This window comes from Veillonella sp. 3913 (assembly GCF_003992235.1).
In the GTDB taxonomy this organism is placed as follows: domain Bacteria; phylum Bacillota; class Negativicutes; order Veillonellales; family Veillonellaceae; genus F0422.
Genome location: NZ_RQVF01000001.1, coordinates 588938 through 610724, shown reverse-complemented (window position 1 = coordinate 610724; position 21787 = coordinate 588938). Strand labels below are relative to the sequence as shown.

General features: G+C 39.1%; 19 protein-coding genes and 1 tRNA gene. All 20 read left to right on the top strand.

Annotation, left to right across the window (positions count from 1 at the left end; all coding sequences use genetic code 11):
* Positions 1-50 precede the first annotated feature (50 nt).
* The 20 genes from EO113_RS03025 (at position 51) to EO113_RS02930 (ending at position 21715) form a co-directional block, all read left to right on the top strand.
* Positions 51-875 carry a sirohydrochlorin cobaltochelatase gene (locus EO113_RS03025; protein ID WP_127135517.1) on the top strand — a complete coding sequence of 275 codons (825 nt, stop codon included), beginning with the start codon at positions 51-53 and terminating at the stop codon, positions 873-875.
* A 162-nt stretch (positions 876-1037) separates the two neighbouring features.
* The gene (gene cobI, locus EO113_RS03020) at positions 1038-1745 is read left to right on the top strand and encodes a precorrin-2 C(20)-methyltransferase (protein WP_127135516.1); all 708 of its coding nucleotides are present in this window, start codon (positions 1038-1040) and stop codon (positions 1743-1745) included.
* 10 nt (positions 1746-1755) lie between these two features.
* Positions 1756-3135 carry a cobyrinate a,c-diamide synthase gene (locus EO113_RS03015; protein ID WP_009372152.1) on the top strand — a complete coding sequence of 460 codons (1380 nt, stop codon included), beginning with the start codon at positions 1756-1758 and terminating at the stop codon, positions 3133-3135.
* A 112-nt stretch (positions 3136-3247) separates the two neighbouring features.
* Positions 3248-3331: transfer RNA gene (locus tag EO113_RS03010), tRNA-Leu, on the top strand.
* A 419-nt stretch (positions 3332-3750) separates the two neighbouring features.
* Positions 3751-4188 carry a hypothetical protein gene (locus EO113_RS03005; RefSeq protein ID WP_127135515.1) on the top strand — a complete coding sequence of 146 codons (438 nt, stop codon included), beginning with the start codon at positions 3751-3753 and terminating at the stop codon, positions 4186-4188.
* 188 nt (positions 4189-4376) lie between these two features.
* Positions 4377-6815: a preprotein translocase subunit SecA gene (gene secA / locus EO113_RS03000; protein ID WP_127061318.1), complete on the top strand. Its 2439-nt coding sequence runs from the start codon at positions 4377-4379 to the stop codon at positions 6813-6815.
* Between the two features lie 80 nt (positions 6816-6895).
* A protein-coding gene (prfB, locus tag EO113_RS02995) for a peptide chain release factor 2 (protein ID WP_240633655.1) occupies positions 6896-8003 on the top strand; the annotation gives its coding sequence in 2 pieces (ribosomal slippage) (positions 6896-6952 and positions 6954-8003; 1107 coding nt in all).
* A gap of 37 nt (positions 8004-8040) precedes the next feature.
* Positions 8041-8733, top strand: coding sequence for a DUF2993 domain-containing protein (locus EO113_RS02990; RefSeq protein WP_164726303.1), 693 nt, complete (start codon positions 8041-8043; stop codon positions 8731-8733).
* An 8-nt stretch (positions 8734-8741) separates the two neighbouring features.
* Complete coding sequence (locus tag EO113_RS02985; RefSeq protein WP_127135514.1) at positions 8742-10766, top strand: DUF5693 family protein; 2025 nt, start codon at positions 8742-8744, stop codon at positions 10764-10766.
* The gene (gene csaB / locus EO113_RS02980; protein ID WP_127135513.1) at positions 10759-11850 is read left to right on the top strand and encodes a polysaccharide pyruvyl transferase CsaB; all 1092 of its coding nucleotides are present in this window, start codon (positions 10759-10761) and stop codon (positions 11848-11850) included. Before EO113_RS02985 ends, csaB begins: the two co-directional genes overlap by 8 nt.
* Positions 11851-11888: 38 nt before the next feature.
* Complete coding sequence (locus EO113_RS02975) at positions 11889-12716, top strand: transketolase (protein WP_127135512.1); 828 nt, start codon at positions 11889-11891, stop codon at positions 12714-12716.
* Between the two features lie 2 nt (positions 12717-12718).
* Positions 12719-13651 carry a transketolase family protein gene (locus EO113_RS02970; protein ID WP_127135511.1) on the top strand — a complete coding sequence of 311 codons (933 nt, stop codon included), beginning with the start codon at positions 12719-12721 and terminating at the stop codon, positions 13649-13651.
* Between the two features lie 15 nt (positions 13652-13666).
* Positions 13667-14353, top strand: a complete 687-nt coding sequence (gene ftsE / locus EO113_RS02965) for a cell division ATP-binding protein FtsE (protein WP_009372248.1) — start codon at positions 13667-13669, stop codon at positions 14351-14353.
* The gene (gene ftsX, locus EO113_RS02960; RefSeq protein WP_009372198.1) at positions 14343-15230 is read left to right on the top strand and encodes a permease-like cell division protein FtsX; all 888 of its coding nucleotides are present in this window, start codon (positions 14343-14345) and stop codon (positions 15228-15230) included. Before ftsE ends, ftsX begins: the two co-directional genes overlap by 11 nt.
* A gap of 2 nt (positions 15231-15232) precedes the next feature.
* A complete protein-coding gene (locus tag EO113_RS02955; RefSeq protein ID WP_370106371.1) occupies positions 15233-16417 on the top strand; it encodes a murein hydrolase activator EnvC in 1185 nt (394 codons plus the stop codon).
* Positions 16418-16425: 8 nt separating this feature from the next.
* Positions 16426-17691, top strand: a complete 1266-nt coding sequence (locus EO113_RS02950) for a S41 family peptidase (protein WP_240629326.1) — start codon at positions 16426-16428, stop codon at positions 17689-17691.
* Between the two features lie 46 nt (positions 17692-17737).
* Positions 17738-19009: a GTPase ObgE gene (gene obgE, locus EO113_RS02945; RefSeq protein WP_127061324.1), complete on the top strand. Its 1272-nt coding sequence runs from the start codon at positions 17738-17740 to the stop codon at positions 19007-19009.
* A gap of 8 nt (positions 19010-19017) precedes the next feature.
* Positions 19018-19305, top strand: a complete 288-nt coding sequence (gene yhbY / locus EO113_RS02940; protein WP_062403327.1) for a ribosome assembly RNA-binding protein YhbY — start codon at positions 19018-19020, stop codon at positions 19303-19305.
* A 22-nt stretch (positions 19306-19327) separates the two neighbouring features.
* Positions 19328-20455, top strand: a complete 1128-nt coding sequence (gene proB / locus EO113_RS02935; RefSeq protein ID WP_127135510.1) for a glutamate 5-kinase — start codon at positions 19328-19330, stop codon at positions 20453-20455.
* 3 nt (positions 20456-20458) lie between these two features.
* Entirely contained in the window at positions 20459-21715 is a 1257-nt protein-coding gene (locus tag EO113_RS02930; protein WP_127135509.1) for a glutamate-5-semialdehyde dehydrogenase, read from the top strand.
* Positions 21716-21787: the final 72 nt, after the last annotated feature.

Below are 21787 nucleotides of genomic sequence, written 5' to 3'. Positions count from 1 at the left end.
TTATACACTATAGGATAGGTATGTTCTTAATTTAAGTATGAGGTATAGATATGAAAGAGATTATATTAGTTACATCTTTTGGCTCTACTGTAGACAGCGCAAGAGAAAATCAAATTTTCCCAGTCGTAGATGCCATTCGTAAAGCAAATCCGAGTCATGAAGTACGGTTGGCCTTTACATCACGTATTGTCATTAAGCGTTTGAAAGATAGAAATATTATATTCCAAAATGAAATTGAGGCAATGGAATCGATTGTAGAAGAAGGCTATGAGCGCATCATTGTGCAGCCTACACATTTAGTAGGTGGTGCAGAGTTCGATAAGCTTCGTAAAAATATTATGGTGTTCAAAGGACAAGGCTCTGTACAAGAAATTGTATTTGGCAGACCGCTTTTGTATTTCATGGGACAAGAGGAGGAAGTACCAGACGATTACCAAATCTTGATTGATCGCTTTATTAAGGCTTTACAGGTTCCTGTAACAGAAGATTTACTCTTAGTAGGTCATGGTGGATTTAATGTAGGGAATGCATCCTATGCAGTGCTACAATTGAAATTACAACATGACGGTTTACGAAATACATCCATTGCTACATTGGAAAATTTCCCAACACCTGAAGATATTTTAGAACGATGGGAACGAGAAGGTCACGAACCTAAGAAAGTACATTTACATCCTCTATTATTAGTTTGTGGTGACCATGCATTGAATGATTTATTCGGAGAGGAAGAAGATAGTTTACTTTCCGAATTAACAAAAGCAGGATATGAAGTGGTACAATACGAAAAAGGTCTTGGTGAATATGCGGAAATTCAAGATATCTATGTAGAACATTTAGCAGATGCTATGCAAGGTTTATATCAAAGACGATTATAAAATTATAAATCATGCATGTCGATAGTTGTGCGACTTAACAAGAGAAATACTTGATGGTGTCGTGTACATTCATAGCGAGTCATGATATACTAAAAAGGTTATAGTAGTTTGGAATGAGAGATCCTTACTAGTTCAATGTTGATATATAAAAGAGGTGTCCTGATGAAAGGTAAATTATATGGTATTGGTGTAGGTCCTGGGGACTCTGAGTTGATGACTGTAAAAGCTGCTCGCATTGTAGGAGAAGCAGATGTCATTATTACACCGAAAACAGAAAAAAAAGATGGCTCTGTAGCCTTACATATTGCAGAACCATATATTCAAGAACATACAGAAATCGTACCTGTTGTATTCCCAATGGTATTGGATGATAATGAACAATCTAAAGGTTGGGAAGAAGCACGTAGAATCATTACTGGATTACTAGAAGAAGATAAAAAAGTTGTATTCTTAACATTGGGAGATCCAATGTTCTACAGTACATATATGTATGTATATCGCTTAGTAGAATCTGCTGGCTTTGATATTGAAACTATTCCAGGTGTTACTGCATTTTGTGCAATCGGATCCCACTTGGGGTACCCAATTGTAGAAAAAGAAGAAGTGTTAGCGATTATTCCAGCTACAGCACCAAAAGAAAAAATTGATGCTGTACTTGCCGTAGCTGATGATGCAGTCATTATGAAAGTGTATCGAAACTTCTCTGAAGTGCAAGAAACGCTTCGCAAACATGATATGGCAGAAGAGGCTGTGATGATTTCTCGTGTTGGATTACCAGAGGAAGAAGTCTATCGTAATGTAGATGCTTTGCCATCTGATACAAAATTAAACTATTTATCTACAATTTTGGCGAAACGTAAAGATCGCTAAGAGGTATTTTATGAACACTGTACAACGACCAAGAATTGTTATAGCAGGCACCAACTCTGGTGTTGGAAAAACAACCATTGTAGCAGGGCTATTGGCGGCTTTGACAGAGCAGGGCAAAGCGGTACAGGCATTTAAAGTAGGCCCGGATTATATTGATCCGGGCTTTCATAAAATTGCTAGTCAACGAGAATGCTATAATTTAGATACCTGGCTTGTGCCACCACATAAGTTGATTCCCTTTTTTGTGGGGCAAGCGGAGACTGCTGATATTTCTATTATAGAAGGTGTAATGGGTCTTTATGATGGGGGACGTGAAGGCGTTAGTTCCACGGCGCAAGTTGCCAAAGATTTAAAAGCTCCGGTGGTGTTAGTTATCGATTGTAAGGCTATGGGAGAAAGTGCGGCGGCCATTGCTAAAGGCTTTCGTGATTATGACCCAGAGGTACAATTTGGTGGGGTTATCTTAAATCGATTAGGATCGGATAATCATGAACATATGATACGGACGGCGATGAAGAAATTAGGGGTTCCTGTACTAGGTGCCATTCGTCGTGATGAGCGCATGCAATCACCAGAACGTCATTTAGGATTGACACCAGTGACAGAAGTTGATCCTACAGAGGCTATTGCTACCATTCGTGAAGCTGTGAAAGTCATGGTGAATTTAGAAGCCTTAGTAGAGTTAGCTCAAAGTGCGGCGGACTTGTCTGTGGAAACTGAGGAGGTAGTAGAGGCTATAGAAAAACGCGCGCGCATTGGCATCGCCTTGGATGAAGCATTCTCCTTCTACTATCCAGCTAGCCTAGCAGCGTTAGAAGCAGAAGGGGCGGAGTTGCATTATTTTAGTCCTTTACAAGATGAATCCTTGCCAGATGTAGATGGTATCTTTTTTGGTGGTGGTTTTCCAGAGATGTTTTTATCTCAATTAGGGAATAATGAATCTATGAAAGATAGTATACGTAAGGCCAGTGAAAAAGGTATGCCAATCTATGCAGAATGCGGCGGTCTCATGTATATGACAGAAGCAGTGACTGATTTCGAAGGAAATACGTATCCTATGGTGGGGATTGTACCAGCTACCTGTGAAATGCAGCAAAGCTTACAACGTGTAGGTTATGTAAGTGCTACTATGTTGGAGCCAAGTATTTTAGGGTCTGTGAAAGATACTTTACAGGGACATGAGTTTCATTTTTCTACTATGACACCTACACAAAGTCCATTTCCTTGGGCCTTTGAGTTAGTAGGAGGGCGTAAGCCTAAGGCCTATCAAGGGGGATACTCCTATAAAAATATTTTAGCCTCTTATTTGCATATAAATTTTTCAGGTAGTGAGGCAGCGGCTAGAGCTTTTGTAGATTCTTGTGAGACTTATGGACAAGGTAAATCTTGAGGGATACTATAAGAAATATAAATGCAAGAATAATTTGCGTTTTAAGTATAATAGAGGGGTAGAAAAAGATTGACAATTTTTCTGCTCCTGTGTATACTAATATCATTGACGAGCCGGAGTGGCGGAATGGCAGACGCACTTGACTCAAAATCAAGCGGGTAACACCGTGTGGGTTCAAGTCCCACCTCCGGCACCAAGGATTAGCAGATACTGTGTAAACAGTATCTGCTTTTTTATTTTTGATATATATTACTAGAAAGTTGGAGATATTTCTAGCTGTATATTGGACAGTAGTTTTTAATGTAAATATATAGCGTCAGTACATAATGTTACTATATATGATTAAAAGTGCTGATATATAAAGCATTATGAGTATTTTATATGACTTTTATAGTGGGAAATAATTGACGAATAGTGAAAAAATATATATTATAAATACAAATCAGGATGATAATCAATAGCAAAATATCAACTTTGGTTATACTTTGTAAAGAACGCCCATATTTTTGCGAAATGAAATAGTAAGAGAAAGGAGGAGCCCTAGGCCGGGAGAATATGAAAGATGGTCTATAAGAACGTATAGAATTAATAGAAACACCAGTAAGGGGGATACCTATGAATGAATACGATTATACATTAGACAAAACAGGTTTTTATAAGATCCTTTTTAGTACGTCGTTGACAGTAGCCAAAGAACAACTGCAAACGGCTTTAACACCGAAAAAGTTAGCAGGTGCGGTGGAGTATATGTGCATGCTTTGTACCTGTATGAATATGGCCATCAATCATAATCAATTGGAGAGTGCTAAGTTTAATGATGGAATTGTAGAAGAGTATGTCAGTTTGGTGGATGTAATTATTCGCAATGAAGGAAGTATTAATTATGTGCAGGCTGTAAAGATCGATGAGTTATATATGAAGTCTGCTGATTTAGTTCGTTCTTTATTAGAAGGAGTAGCCTTGACAGAACAACTACGGGAGCTACAACGATCCTATCGGTATTGGAATATGAAACAAAGGATGCAAAGTACATATAAAACTTTGCTGCATTAGTCATAATAAGTATAGAATGCTAGGAAGTCTTCGTTGCGGGAGACTTCCTAGTATTTGTTTTGTGAGTGTTCCATGAAGATGTCTTAAAAAGCGCAGTTCTTTTTGACTATTAAGTGCTAGTAGGCTATAATAATCTAGATACATAGTATTTAATTGAAATACTTTCCATATTTAAGGAGTTGAGATATTTGTTAGGTTTTATACAAAAGCTATTGGGCAATAAAAATGCAAAAGAAATTAAACGGATTCGGTCCATTGTTGAAGAAATTAATGGACTGGAACCGTCTTTGTTATCCTTGAGCGATACTTCTTTGCGAGCTAAAACAGAAGAGTTCAAAGAAAGATTGGCTAAAGGTGAAACATTAGATGATATTTTGCCAGAAGCATTTGCTGTAGTTCGTGAAGCATCTAAACGTGTATTGGGCATGCGTCATTTCGATGTGCAAATGATTGGTGGTATTGTATTACATCGTGGTAATATTGCAGAAATGCGTACAGGTGAAGGTAAAACTTTGGTAGCTACCTTACCAGTATATTTAAACGCTCTATCTGGTAAAGGTGTTCACGTGGTAACCGTTAATGATTATTTGGCTAAGCGTGACAGCGAGTGGATGGGACGTTTATATAATTTCCTAGGTTTATCTACTGGCTTAATCGTAGCTGGTTTAGATTACGATCAACGGAAACAATCCTATGGAGCAGATATCACGTATGGTACAAACAATGAGTTTGGCTTTGACTATTTACGTGACAACATGGTTATCCATGCAGATCAAATGGTACAACGCCCATTGAACTATGCTATTGTCGATGAAGTGGATTCTATCTTAATTGATGAAGCTCGTACACCACTCATTATTTCTGGTCCAGGGGAACGCTCTACGGAACGCTATTATGAATTAGCTAAAATAGTGCCACACTTGGTGAAAGATGAAGATTACACTATTGATGAAAAACAAAAAACGATTGCCCCTACAGATGAAGGGATTGCAAAAGTTGAAAAAATGTTACACATCGAAAACTTATATGATTCCTCTAACTTAGAATTGAATCACTTGTTAAGTGCTTCTCTTCGTGCCTATGCTATGATGGAGCGAGATAAAGATTATGTCGTGAAAGATGGCGAGGTTGTTATTGTTGATGAATTTACTGGTCGTTTGATGTTCGGTCGTCGCTATTCCGATGGCTTACACCAAGCCATTGAGGCAAAAGAAGGCTTACGTGTAGAACGTGAAAGTCAAACCTTAGCATCTATTACTTTCCAGAACTATTTCCGTATGTATGAAAAATTGTCTGGTATGACTGGTACAGCGAAAACAGAAGAACAAGAATTTAATAACATTTACGGTTTGGAAGTTTACGAAATTCCGCCGAATAAAGTGTTGGCACGTATTGATATGCCTGATTTAATCTTTAAAACAAAAGAGGCTAAATATCGTGCTGTAGTTCGTGATGTAGTGGAACGTCATAAAACAGGTCAACCAATCTTGGTGGGTACTACTTCCATTACGCAATCTGAAATGCTTAGTGATATGTTGACGAAAGCTGGCGTACCACATAATGTATTGAATGCGAAACATCATGAAAAAGAAGCGGAAATTGTTGCTAATGCAGGTCAGTATGGTATGGTAACAATTGCTACCAATATGGCGGGTCGTGGTACAGATATTTCCTTAGGAGAAGGAGTAGCTGAACTAGGTGGCTTACATATTTTGGGTACTGAGCGACATGAAAGTCGTCGTATCGACAATCAGTTGCGCGGTCGTTCTGGCCGTCAAGGGGACAATGGTTCCTCTCAATTCTTCTTATCTTTGGAAGATGATTTAATGCGTATTTTTGGCGCAGATAATATTGCTGGTATGATGGATAAATTAGGTATGGAAGAAGATGAGCCAATTGAGCATTCTTTGATTACTAAATCCATCGAACGAGCACAGAAAAAAGTAGAAAATCATAACTTTAATATTCGTAAGTATATCTTGGAATATGATGATGTTATGAATCAACAACGGGAAGTATTATACGGACAACGTCGTTTGATCTTAAATAACCAATCCTTGCGTGAAACGATTTTACATATGGTAGATAACTTGATTATCAACTCTATGAATCAATATGCAGATGAAAAATTGTATCCAGAAGAATGGAACTATGAAGGTTTATTAAAGCATTTAGAGATCTATTTCTTAGAACCAGGTATGTTGACAGTGGAACAAATGGAAGAGTATGGTCGTGCAGAATTACAGGACCACTTAATTGACATTGCCCACAAAGAATATGAAAAACGTGAATCCTTATTTGGAGAAGCAAATATGCGTGAGCTTGAGAAAGCAATCATGCTAAAAGTTGTGGATAGCAAATGGATGGAACATTTGGATGCTATGGATATGTTAAAAGAAGGGATTGGCCTACGCGCTTATGGACAAAAAAATCCATTAGTAGAATATAAATTTGAGGCTTATGACATGTTCGAAAATATGAAACAAGCTATTACGGATGAAACAATTATGTATTTATACCGTATCCAAATTAATGTGGACACAATAGCAGAAGAAGAACCGGTTGATCATCTAGCTGATGCTAAGACCCACCATGAAGACGTGTTGGAACCACAAAACGTAGACTAGACTTTCATGGCCACGCAGCGAGGTGACACATCTCCTGTGCGGCCATTTGTTTTATAGAATGAAAGAAAGAGGTGAATAAATTGTTAGAAGACTTAAAAGGTCCTATTGACAATTTAGAGGAGCGTATTTTTGGAATGAGGGATTCACTTTAACATCGCTCAAAAAGAAGAACGCATATTAACATTAGATATAAAAATGAGTGATCCTGATTTTTGGAATGATCCAGATTCGGCTCGTGATATCTCCCAAGAAGCTACGCAATTAAAAGATGCCGTAGAAGGATATAAAAAACTTGTTACAGACATTGAAGAAGCAAAGCTCATGTTAGAAATGGCCATCGATGAGGAAGATGTATCTATGGAAGGTGAATTGACTACTATGGTAGAACAGTTGACCCATGAAGTAGAACATCGTGAAGTATTGCTTTTATTAAGTGGTGAATACGATAAGAACAATGCCATCCTTACATTCCATGCTGGTGCCGGTGGTACGGAGGCACAAGATTGGTGTTCCATGCTGATTCGTATGTACTTGCGGTGGGCAGAAAAACAAGGGTATAGTATTTCTCTTATGGATGAACAAGTAGGAGATGAAGCGGGCATTAAAAGTGCCACATTCCTCATCAAAGGGGAAAACGCTTTTGGGTATATGAAATCTGAAAAAGGGGTCCATCGTTTAGTTCGTATTTCTCCTTTTGATTCTGCCGCGCGTCGTCACACATCATTCTGTGCTGTCGATGTGATGCCTGAAATAGATGAGACTGTAGAAATTAATTTGGATATGAAAGATGTACAGGTAGATATGTACCGTGCTAGCGGTGCAGGTGGACAGCACATCAACAAAACAGACTCTGCAGTACGTATGACACATATTCCGACAGGGATTGTCGTACAGTGTCAAAGTGAACGCTCACAAATTCAAAATAGAGAGCAATGTTTAAAATTATTGCGAGCTAAATTATTTGAATTAGAGTTAGAAAAACAAGCTGAATTAAAAGAACAATTAGGCGGCACGTATCAAGCTATTGAATGGGGAAGTCAAATTCGTTCTTATGTGTTCCATCCTTATAATATGGTAAAAGATCATCGTACCAGTGTGGAAACTGGTAATGTACAGGCGGTTATGGATGGTAACCTAGATCAATTTATGGAAGGTTTCTTGAAGAAAGAAGCGAATTTATCAATATAATGGAGTGACCGTGAGAAATTTCTTTTTAAAAACAATAGTGTTTATCTTAGTAGTAGTCGGTATTATCCTAGGGCTTTCTTCCTTAGTATTACCATCTTTCGTAAGTAGTCAGGTGGAATCTAGACTGCAAGGGGCTTTACATCCAGAAGCGCAATCTATGCGCATTGAATCATCGCCAGGAATTAAGTTAACCTTAGGAGATATTGATTCATTTCGCGGCTATTTGGATGGTGTTATGCTAGGTAAATTGAAAGTCCAACGACTAGCTTTTGATTTACGACAAATTAAAGTGGAGCCAGTAGAGCTGTTTTTAGAGGAACGATTGCACTTCACTAGTTTTGGGCAAGGTCATATTGAGGGAATCATACATCAAGATGATTTGAAACAATATATTGAACAGCAGTTATCTGAAAAAGGTACAAAAGGTTTGACGATCGAAACAGTCGATATATCTGATCGAGGTGTTGTTATGAGTGGTCAGATTGATGTAGGTGGCTTTTTATCAGGTAAGGTAACTATACAAGGTCATTTGGAGATTGAAGGTAATACACTACAATTTTCTACTGAAAAGTTATCCATTGGTGGTGCTAGTTTGAATCGCTTGTCTAGCGGAGCTGTGAAAGCGATACCTCTTTATAATTTTGAAAACTTCCCAATTCCTGTTCATTTGGATCGTGTAGAAACGGGGCGTGAAGAGATTCACGTATTTGTTCATCCAGTAACACAGTAGGAGGAACTATGAAGTTAAAAAACATATCTTTCTATACATGGATTTTATTAGCTTTTCTTGTTGCTGGTATTGTAAGTGGATTACTATTAGTAAAAGAGCGTCATTACATTGAGGCTCAGCAAGAACAAATTGAAAATATTATAGATTATGATGGTTTACTTCGTGCTAATGCCTATGAAAAAAGGTCTCTAGGGGAGGCAATTGTATCTGCCAAGGAGGCTGGGATTACAGCATTAGCTATTTATGATAGAACTTTACAAAAAGAAACCGATGCTGGTCATATTCGCATGTATACTTCCAATGATTTAGAACGATTGCAAATCACAGGAGTGCAACCAGGTACTACCTATATCGGAATGATTCCAGGTAAAGAAGCTTACTTTCAAGAAGTACAGGATGATTTATTGCGCCGTTTAGGTCAAAATAAAGTACATATATTGCAAACAGATCTAGGCCCTATGTTAGGATTAGCATTGCCAAGTGATTCTTTGAAAGATATGAATTTAGGTATTTCTAGATTACAAGCTGAAGAAGTAGCTAAACTTGGCTTTCATGTGATTGTTCGGCCAACAAATTATAAAGGTGCCACAGTAGAAGACGTAGATCATGTATTCCAACGTATTGATGGTATATCTGGTGTAACAGGCATGATTTTTGTTGGAAAAGAAGCCTTGGGCTATCCATTACATGTGGATCGCACACTGGAGCAATTAGAGAAACGTCAAATTCCGCTAGTAGGAATTGAAGCGGTGAATCAATTGCAATATTTTCCACAAGCAGGGTTCTTGGAGATGGCCAATGCCAATCATTATAAAGTGGGAAGATTGTACACAGTATCTAAGGAAGAAGTGCGTAAGTTAACACCAGCTGAGTTAATTCAATGGTTCTATATTAGCGATATTGAACGAAATATACGGTATAACTTATTTCCAATTTATGAACAAGGTGTAGATAATAAAACTGCTTTAGAAACTACATTGTTTGTGGCGAAACAAGTGACAGACAAACTACAAGCTCGTGGTTTTACTACTGGAGAAGCCTCTGTATATCCAGTGTACTTCCCGAACACCCTGTTGCGATTATTAACGATGACAGGTGTCATAAGCTTGGCTACACTTACATTAGGCCAGCTTGTACATATACGTAAATCATATTTACTAGGTCTATTTGCACTAGGCAGTATCGTTTCTGTTGGTATCTATATATTGACCACAGGGACAAAAATTATGTCGGCTTGGGCATTAGTAGCCGCTATTTCTGCTCCAGTATTGGCAATGACGATGATCTTTGATTGTTGGTCAAAACGGAACCACACGGGTATATCCCCTTGGAGAAGTACCTTAGAATCTGTGGTATATCTAGTTGTGGCAGCCTTAATTGCAGCTATTGGGGGAATTAGTATTGCGGCCATGTTAGGTAGTACGCAGTTCTTCATGGAATTTGCATTATTCCGAGGCGTAAAATTAACCTTTGTGGCACCAGTACTATTGACAGCCATAGCATATTTGCAACGCTTTCCTATTTGGAAAGGACGAACTATATCTTCTGTAAGTGATGTGAAATCTTTTATTACAGAATTTGTTCAAATTGATATTAAAGTCTATAGTTTATTAATCGTTGGGTCTTTAGCGGTAGTGGCCTATGTCTTTGTAGGGCGTAGTGGACATACAGCTGGCGTACCAGTACCGTCTTGGGAACTAGCTTTACGTAGATTTTTAGAAAACACGATGTATGCTCGCCCTCGTGAAAAAGAATTTTTAATCGGTCATCCAGTGTTTATGCTGGCAGCCTATGCTGTGGGACGCCGCATTCCAATGGTCATGCACTTTGCTTTATCCGTAGCAGCAGTTATTGGTATTGCGTCTATGGTGGAAACGTTCTGTCATTTACGTACGCCAGTGTACATGTCCATTGCCCGTGGTTATGATGGATTATTATTGGGTATCGTCATCGGTTTAGTAGCGATTATAGCGGTACGTTTCATCGGCTATGGCATTCGTTGGTTCCAAGGACGAGGTGAAAGTCATGTGTAAGATACTCATTTCCGGTTACTATGGATTTGGTAATGCCGGAGATGAAGCGCTATTGAGTTCTATTTTGCAAGCATTGCTGGAATTAGAACCGAAGGCCGAGATTACGGTGATTTCTGGAAATCCTAGTGAAACTATGAGCACTCATAAGGTGAAAGCCATTGGTCGTTTTGATATGTGGAAGATATACCAAGCCGTGTATTCTTGTGATATGCTCATCAGTGGCGGTGGTAGTTTGTTGCAAGATGTAACAAGTGCTCGCAGTTTGTATTATTACTTAAGCATTATTGCGTTAGCGAATACATTGGGAAAACGTGTGATGATTTATGCACAAGGCATTGGACCTTTGCGTAAATCCTTGGCCCGTAGCACGGTGGGGCGTGTCTTGAATCAAGTGTCTATGATTACTGTACGAGATTATGCTTCAAAAGAGGAACTACGTTCACTAGGTATCCATCATGTACCAATTACAGTAACTGCTGATGCTGTGTTAGGGATGCACCCAGTGGAGGCCACAGCAGGTCGTGATATATTGGCATCGTATGGGGTTCCTCTAGACCGACCAATTGTGGGCGTTTCCGTACGTGCTTGGAAAGATTGCACAGAGTATCAAACTACATTGGCAGAGGCTCTAGATCAGATTCATCGAGAAACAGAGGCTCATATCGTGTTTATTCCTATGCAACATAGGGAAGACACGATGGAGGCAGAAGCCATTGCCAAACGGATGACAGTTAGATCGACGGTTTTGGCTGATGCCTATAGCACAACAGAGCTACTGTCGTTGAGTAGTTGTGTGGATATCATGATAGGTGTACGGCTCCATGCATTAGTATTTAGTGCGTTAATGGAAACACCTTGCTTAGGGATCTCCTATGACCCTAAAATTTTAAACTTTCTTCATATGATTGGGGAAGTGCCAGTAGGTGATTTACATACATTAACAGTAGAACCTATTGTGGCACGTACAGTAGAAGTGTTGGAACGAAAGACTTTCACCAAAACTGTGTTAGAAAACATCCATGAACTACGAAGAAATGCCTTAGAGAATGCCCGCATTGCCATTGGCATGCTGCATGATAAATAATTTACCTTAGAATTGTGTATAACACGGGAGGGTATAGTATGTTAACACTTGAACAAAAACAATTGATACAAGAAAAAGCAAAAGCGATTCGTGTAAACATCGTGAAAGCTGTTACAGCAGCAAAATCTGGTCATCCAGGTGGATCCTTATCTATTGCTGATGTAATGAGTTTGTTGTACTTTCAAGAAATGAATGTAAATCCAAATGAGCCGAAAGATCCAAATCGCGATCGTTTTGTCTTATCCAAAGGACATGCTGCACCAGCTCTATATGCTACATTAGCAGAAAAAGGGTTCTTCCCAACAGAAGAATTATTAAACTTGCGTAAAATCGACCATATCTTGCAAGGTCATCCAGATATGAAATACATTCCAGGTGTAGATATGTCTACTGGTTCCTTGGGACAAGGTATTTCTGCAGCATGTGGTATGGCATTGGCAGGTAAGATTGATGGAGCCTCCTACCGTGTGTACTCCGTACTAGGTGATGGCGAACTAGAAGAAGGACAAGTATGGGAAGCAGCGATGTTTGCAGCACATTATAAATTGTCTAACTTAACAGCTTTTGTAGATTTTAATGGATTACAAATTGACGGCGATATCACAAAAGTTATGAGTCCATTACCAATTGATGAAAAATTCAAAGCTTTCGGTTGGCATGTGATCGTGGTGGATGGTCATGACATTGATGCTTTACACGAAGCAGTTACAGAAGCAAAAGCAACTACTGATAAACCGACTATGGTGATTATGAATACTGTCAAAGGGAAAGGTGTACAAGCTATGGAAGGCCAAGCAGGCTGGCATGGTAAAGCGCCATCACAAGAAGAATGTGACAAATTTGTAGCGGAATTGTTGGAGGTGTAATCATGGGAAAAGCGACTCGTGAAGCATATGGTACAGCCTTAGTTAAAGTGGGGGCTACTCATAAAGATGTTGTTGTATTAGATGCAGATTTATCAAAATCTACAAAAACTGATGAATTTAAAAAAGTATATCCTGAACGATTCTTTAATGTAGGGATTGCAGAGCAAAACTTAATTTCTGTAGGTGCTGGCTTAGCAGCAGCAGGAAAAGTACCATTTGTATCTTCCTTTGCTATGTTTGCTACCGGTCGTGCCTTTGAACAAGTGCGGAATGCCGTATGTTATCCAAAATTAAATGTAAAAGTATGTGCTACTCATGCAGGGATTACTGTCGGTGAAGACGGTGCGACACACCAAAGTTTGGAAGATATTTCTTGTATGCGTACATTACCTAATATGACAGTTGTGGTACCAGCAGATGCAGCAGAAACAGAAGCTGTCATAGCTTGGGCAGCAGAGTATCATGGCCCTGTGTATGTACGTTTAGGCCGTGCTGGTGTAGAAGATGTGACATCAGAAGGATACACATTTGTACCGGGTAAATCTCAACAATTACGTGACGGTAAGGATGCTACGATTATTGCTTGTGGTGCTTTAGTAGGACCTGCAGTAGAAGCAGCAGCTACATTAGAAGCAGAAGGTATTTCTGTGCGTGTTATCAACATGGCATCTATTAAACCAATTGATGGAGAAGCAATTGTGAAGGCTGCAAAAGAAACAGGATTATTAATTACTGCTGAAGAACATAATGTGATTGGTGGTTTAGGTAGTGCGGTAGCCGAAGTAGTGGTAAAAGAGTACCCAGTGCCAATGGAATTTGTCGGTGTGAAAGATACCTTTGGTGAATCTGGTACACCAAAAGAATTGATGGCAAAATATGGATTAACAGCAGCTGATATTGTAGCAGCTACCAAACGAGGTATAGCACGAAAATAGGAAGGGAATGATAGAATGATAGAATTTAGAAATGTCCATAAAGTATACGACAATGGTTCTATTGCTTTAGAGGATGTATCGATTCATATTGAAAAAGGAGAATTCGTATTAGTCTGTGGGCATTCTGGAGCAGGTAAATCAACATTTATTAAGTTACTTTCACATGAAGTCACACCAGATTCTGGAACGGTTATTGTGAATGATGTTGATGTAACACGTATCAAATCTAGTAAAGTACCGTACTTACGTAGAAAGTTAGGTATTGTATTCCAAGATTTCCGATTATTACCATCAAAAACAGTGTTTGAAAATATTGCGTTCGCACTCGAAGTTATCGAGGAAAAACCGAAAGTAATTAAAGAGAAAGTTTTAAATGTATTAGAGTTGGTCGGACTCAGCGATAAAGCTAATGATTTGCCACAAGATCTTAGTGGTGGGGAGCAACAAAGGGTAGCTATCGCTAGAGCCATTGTAAATAAACCATTGGTGCTGATTGCAGATGAACCAACAGGTAACTTGGACCCTCAAACAAGCCGCGATATTTCTGATCTTTTTAAAGCCATCAATAACTCTGGTACAACCGTAGTGATGGTAACACATGATATGGATATGGTGTCTTATCTAAACAAACGAGTGATCGCCTTAGAAGGTGGTCGTGTAGTAAGTGATCAAATGAGAGGGGCCGCATTCCATGAAAATTAGAACGTTTAAGTATTATATAAAAGAAGCCGTTCAATCCATGCGCCGTAATGGATTGATGTCCTTGGCATCTATTTCCACTGTTACATTATCCTTGTTTATCTTGGGCGTATTTGCTTGTGGAGTGGTAAACCTTAACAATTTGGCATCCCATTTAGAGAGCCAAGTACAAATTAGTATCTACTTGAAGGATAACTTAACAACACCACAAGTGATGGAATTAGGTAAAAAGTTAAAAGCCTTGCCAGAGCTAAAGGACATTGAGTTTGTCACAAAAGATGAAGCTATGAAACGCTTTAAAGAGCGCTTAGGGGAGCAACAGCAATTAGTCGATTCCCTAGATGGACATAATCCATTGCCAACGTCTTATGTGTTAACATTCAATACACCAGACCAAGTGAAATCTACAGCGGAAATTGTCTCTAAATATCCAGAAGTAGAAAGTGCCCACTATGGACAAGACGTGATTGAACAAATTTTTGAAGTCACAAAAATTATTCGTATCGGTGGTATTGTGCTCATCGGCTTCCTAGCAGGGGCTACCTTATTTATCATTTCCAATACGATTCGTTTGACTGTATTTGCCCGTCGTAAAGAAATTGGAATTATGAAATATGTAGGTGCCACAAACTGGTTTATCCGCTGGCCTTTTGTATTAGAAGGTATGTTTTTAGGCGCTATTGGTGGTGCGATTGCAGGCATTGCTACTTGGCAATTCTATCGCTATATCACAGTGGAAGTGATTGCAAACTTTGCGTTTATGCCATTGGTACCAATGATGCCGTTTATCTATCAACTATCTGCAGGATTAGTTGGGATAGGTGTGATTGTAGGTGCTATTGGTAGTACCATTTCGTTAAAACAATATATGAAAGTGTAGGAATGATGAAGAAAAAAACAGTAACACTAGTAGCTAGTTTACTATGCGGTTCTATCATGATGGCTACACCGTACTGGTATCAAGCACAAGATGAAGACTTAACGAATCAGTTGTCAAATATTCAACAACAATTGACAAATGAGGCCAATAAAAAGTCGGAAGCAGAAAAAACGATTGGTACCGTATATGAACAGTTACATGCTATACAGATTGAATTAGATACAGCCACTGCAGACTTAAAACAAGTGCAAGCAGATCGTATTCGTTTAGATCAAGATATTACGAAAACAGAGGCAGAATTAAAAGCAGCACAGGAACGTTTACAATCACGAGAAAAAGTGTTCTACAAACGGGTACGAGATATTTATATTAACGGACGTTTAAGTTACTTAGATGTAGTGGTTGGTTCTAAAGATTTTAGTGATTTTGCAAATCGTATGGAAATGTTGAAACGGATTCTTCAAGCCGATATGGAATTGATTAATACCATAAAAACTGAGCGTGAAGAGATTGCTAGTAAAAAAGCTAAGTTGGAGGCAGATCGGGCTAAAGTATTAGAACTTGAAAAAGTAGCACAGGAAAAACAAACGATTATCAATCAGAAAAAAGCAGAACGTCAAGCAGTATTAGAACGAGCGATGAATGACCGTGATACAGCAGAGCGGGCCTATAATGAGTTAATGGCATCATCTGCAAGCATTACAGCTATGTTACAACAACGAGCAGCAGAACGTGCGGCAGCAGCCGCAGCAGCTAGCCAAGGTGGTAGCGGTGGTGGTGCTACTACTACATGGGTACAGGGAACTGGACAGTTAGCCGCCCCTGTTAATGCACCGATTACATCTGATTTTGGATGGCGTATCCATCCAATTTATGGTACAAGTCGTCTCCATGCAGGTACTGACTTTGGTGTTGATGAAGGAACACCAGTACATGCAGCAGATGGTGGCGTTGTTGTGGAAGCTGGCTGGATTAGTGGCTATGGATATACAGTTATTATTGATCATGGTAATGGTATGTCTACTTTATATGCTCATAATAGTGATGTAGCGGTAAGCCCTGGTCAAACTGTATCAAAAGGTCAAGTAGTTTCCTACTCAGGTAACACAGGTGGTTCTACAGGTCCACACCTTCATTTTGAGGTGCGTATTAACGGGGAACCAACAGATCCAATGGGATACTTATAGAGGAGACTATGGAAGATAACAAAAAAAAATCTAATTGGATACGAATAAAAGAGTATTTGTTTATCTCTGAAAAACACGATGAAGCTTATACTACTATGGAGATGTCAAAAGAGGTTGCTCCTAAAATAGAGCAGCTAAGTTTTAAAGATAGAATCTATAAGTTAATAGGTAAGCTGATAAAGTTATTAATTGTATTCCTTATTATGCTTACTGGTTTCTTTTGGTATATTTCTGGATCCCCCTTAGGCCTTGCTAAATTTGGTTACACCTATTACATCACTACACAATGGGCTATGGACTCACCATCTAAAGAAGAACTTTTTGTGAATATGTTAAAGGGATTAGCTAAAGGTACCCATGATAAACATACTGTTTATTTGGATAAAGAAGATATGAAAGCACTTGAGATGCATACATCTTCTACCTATAGCGGTATTGGTTTATTATTGGATTTTTCCGATGGTAAAGTTCTCAAAGTAGGTGCTACTATGGAAGGGCAACCAGCAGAAGCAGCAGGACTTCAAAAAGGAGACCAAATTCTTGCGATTGATGGGACACCTATATCTGATATAGAAAAAGAAGAAGTAGCTAATCATATTCGTGGTGAAGCAGGTACATTTGTAGTGCTTCGCATCCTTCGTAGCGGAGAAGAGCAAGAGATTTCCATTGAACGAAAAACTATTGTCATGCCTACTGTAAGAGGTAAGATGCTAGACGATAGTGTCGGTTATATTCGGTTAACGCAGTTTGCTGAAAAAACAGTAGATGAGTTTACGAAAATTTATGAGGATCTTCAAGCTAAGGGGATGAAACGCTTAGTATTAGACTTGCGTGATAATCCAGGTGGTTTAATCACTACTGCCCATGGTATAGGGCAATATTTGATACCTAAAGGGCCGATTGTAACGGTACAAACTAGAAAAGGCCGAAATAGCGCCTATATGTCTAGAGGTGACCATAGTCTAATCCCATTAGTTGTGTTGATTAATGGTAACTCTGCAAGCGCTTCAGAAATTATTGCTGGTGCGGTGCAAGATACGAAATCTGGCATTATTGTGGGTACAAAAAGCTATGGTAAAGGTACTGTGCAAAGTGTAGTACAAGGTCTTGATGAAGAAGGCTTAAAAATTACTATTGCTCGCTATCATACACCTAATGATAGGGTCATCGATGGTATTGGTATTATACCAGATGAAATTGTGGAGCCGTCCAAAGCAAATCCTGAAGAGGATGTACAGTTGGAACGGGCTATTGAAATTGTAAAAACTCTATGATATAGCGGCTTCGGCCGCTCTATCTATAGGGCTAGAGGAAAAAAATATGTTTATAGATCGTGCCCGTATATTAGTAAAAGCGGGAGATGGCGGTAACGGTATGAGTAGTTTCCGTCGAGAAAAATATGTGCCACAAGGGGGACCGAATGGTGGCGATGGCGGTAAAGGTGCCGACATCATTTTAAAAGCTGATAGAAATATCAATACACTTGTTGATTTTAGATATAAACGTCAATTCAAAGGCGATACCGGTGGTGCTGGACAAAGTGCTAACAAGCATGGTCGTGGCGCTGAAAATTTAATTGTTTCTGTTCCATTAGGAACAACGGTAACAGATGAAGAGTCTGGTAAATTAATGGCTGATTTAGTCGAAGATGGACAAACTTACATGGTGGCCAAAGGTGGTCGCGGTGGTCGTGGTAATGCACGCTTTCAAAATAGTGCTAACCGTGTACCAACCTTTGCTGAAAAAGGAGAGCCTGGGGAAGAGCGTTGGTTAAACTTAGAGCTTAAAGTGTTGGCTGACGTGGGACTACTAGGATATCCAAGCGTGGGTAAATCCTCTATCATCCGCAAAGTGTCTTCTGCAAAACCAGAAGTGGCTGCGTACCATTTTACTACATTAACTCCCGTATTAGGGGTAGTCTCTGTAGCACCAGGTAAAAGTTTCGTTATGGCAGATATTCCAGGTTTGATTGAAGGGGCTAGTGAAGGCATTGGCTTAGGACATTCCTTCTTGCGTCACGTAGAACGTAGTAATATTTTGCTCCATGTATTGGATGTATCTGGATTAGAAGGTCGTGATCCTATTGAAGACTTTCATAAAATCAATGAAGAGTTAGCTAAATATAGCGAAAAATTGAGCAAGAAAAAACAATTAATCGTATTGAATAAAACAGACTTGTTACAAGATGAAGAAACATTGCCAAGAGTGACAAAATACTTTGCTGATCAAGACTATGAAGTATTTGCGGTGAATGCATTGACTGGAGAAGGGTTGCCATCATTAGTTGAACGCGCATGGTATTATGTTGAAAATTACGTGCCAGAGCCAGAAGTGGTGGATGACACTGTATACTATGAAGCAAAACCTGATACTGACTTCGTCATTACTCGTGGCGATGATGCATCCTATATTATCAGTGGTTCTCGTATTGAGAAATTGGTGGCTATGACAAATCTTGATGATGAACAAGCATTGCGAAGATTCCAAAAGATTTGGCGTTACATGGATTTAGATGCGGAATTGAAAAAACGTGGTATCCAAGATGGCGATGAAGTAGTCATCGGTGATCAACGATTTACATTCCATGATTAGGAGATAGAATGACAGGTAAACAAAAGCGATATTTACGTGCTTTAGCAAGTACTATGCCAGCGGTTGTGATGATTGGTAAAGGAGGATTGGAAAATCCTGTTATCGACAGTGCACGAGCTGCCATTACAAAACGTGAATTAATTAAAGTAAAAGTGTTAAATAACTGCTTGGAAGATCCAAGAGAAATTTTGCCTCACTTAGCGGATATGTTAGGAGCAGAGTTAGTACAAATCATCGGACATAACGGTGTGTTGTACAAAAAAGCAAAAGATCCAAAAATTGAGTTGCCAAGATAATCAATCCACATGAGGTGAAGCGATGAGAGAAGAGTTACGACAGGCGAAACGGGTAATTGTTAAAGTAGGTACAAGTTCATTAACGCATGCAAATGGACGCATTAACATTGATAAAATGGAAGTGTTAGTCCGTCAAATTTGTAATTTAGCTAATGTAGGGAAAGAAATGATTTTAGTTTCTTCTGGGGCTACTGCTGCTGGTCTTCCTTCATTGGGATTTACATCAAGACCCGATGACATTGCTTTAAAACAAGCCGCAGCCTCTGTGGGACAAGGCATCTTGTTACATATGTATGAAAAACTATTCGCTGAATATGGACATACGGTAGGACAAATTCTTGTAACCCGTGAAGATACGGTGAAACGTAGTCATTATCTTAATTTACGGAATACATTGACGGCCCTCATTGGATTAGGAGTTATTCCTATTATCAATGAAAATGATGTAGTAGCTATCGATGAGTTTAAAATTGGTGATAATGATACATTATCTGCTAATATTGCTAGCATTATTGATGCAGATGCATTGATTATTTTATCGGATATTGAAGGCCTATATACAGCGAATCCGTCTACAGACAAAAATGCTACATTAATCCATGAAGTAGAGGCTCTAACTCCGTACATTTATGAAATTTCTGGTGGTGCAGGGTCTTCTTTAGGCACTGGTGGTATGTATACGAAGATTCAAGCTGCTCATATTGCAACGAACTCTGGAGTTCATATGATTATCGCCTCTGGTGACCATCCAGATAGTATTAAAGCTATTATGAATGGAGAAGAACGAGGCACGCATTTTTGGCCTCATCGAGATGTGCCGCAAATTAAAAAGCGCTGGATGGCATTTGGCACACGTTTACAAGGGACCATTCATGTAGATAAAGGATGCCGTGATGCATTACTCACCAATGGATCCAGTGTTTTACCAGTAGGTATTCTATCTGGTGAAGGGCAATTTGAAGAAGGGGATACCATATCTATTGTTCACGATGGAGAAGAAATTGCCCGCGGTATTGTGAACTTTAATCTATCCGATTTGCTCAAGATTAAAGGCCATAAATCACAGGATATCCCTAGTATATTAGGCGTTCGTGATACCTATCATGTAGTGGTGCATCGAGATAACTTAGTTGTCTTACGACAGGAGTAAATTATGAATCCATATACTGCATATTTTGAAAATTTAGGCAAAGCAGCACGGTCAGCTTCTATGGTAGGACAAGTGCTAAGTACAGACGATAAGAATCGTATTTTGGAACAGATTGCTTATGATTTGGAAAATGCTATACCAATGATTTTAGAAGCGAATACTATCGATTGTTCCCAAGCTAAAGAGAATGGAGTTCCATCTGTGATGATGGATCGCCTTCGTTTGACGAAGGAGCGCATCGAAGGTATTTGTGAAGGTGTTCGCCAAGTGGCTCATTTGCATGACCCCATTGGTACTGTGTTAGAAAGTAGAACCTTAGACAATGGCTTGCGTATTGAAAAACGGCAAATCCCTATCGGCGTTATTGGCATGATTTATGAAGCTCGCCCTAATGTGACAGTGGATGCAGCTGCTTTAGCCATTAAGACAGGCAATGCGATTATTCTTCGTGGAGGAAAAGAAGCATACCATACGAGTGATGCTATGGTACAGATTATGCAAGGCTCTTTAGAGCGGTGTGGAGCTCCGAAAGAGCTAGTTCAATTAGTGTCTATTCTTGAGAGAGAAGCTGTAGGTGAATTGTTAGCACAACGCAAATGGATTGATGTGATGATTCCACGTGGTGGAGCAGGATTGATTCAATTTGTCGTGAATAACAGTAAAATTCCTGTTATAGAAACAGGGAGTGGTGTTGTTCATGGCTATGTGGATGTATCTGCTGATGAAACGATGGCATTACAGGTATTGGAAAATGCAAAATTATCACGACCATCTGTATGTAATGCAATGGAAACAATTTTGTTACATGAAGAAAGACTGCAAGACTTAGGACCTAAGATTGTATCTATGTTAGAAGAAAAAGGTGTTGCCATCTATGGGGATACACAAATTCAAAGCTTATCTTCTCAGGTGAAACCTGGCACAGAGGATAATTGGGCTACAGAATATAATGACTATATTGTGAATTTCAAAGTGGTATCTTCCATTGATGATGCTATTACTCATATCAATACATTTGGTACAAAACATTCTGAAATGATTATTACAGAAGACCCAACCGAGGCAGAACGATTTATGAACTTAGTGGATGCTTCCACAGTTTATGTGAATGCATCTACACGATTTACAGATGGTTTTGAATTTGGCTTAGGGGCTGAGATTGGCATTAGTACACAAAAACTCCATGCTCGAGGACCTATGGGACTAGATGCGTTGACAAGCTATAAATATTTTGTCTTTGGCCATGGACAGGTGCGATGAAATTAGCAGATGTAAAAGCTTACTTTCATTATATGAAGTCTCCCAAAGGAGCTTATGAATGGAAGTCCTATG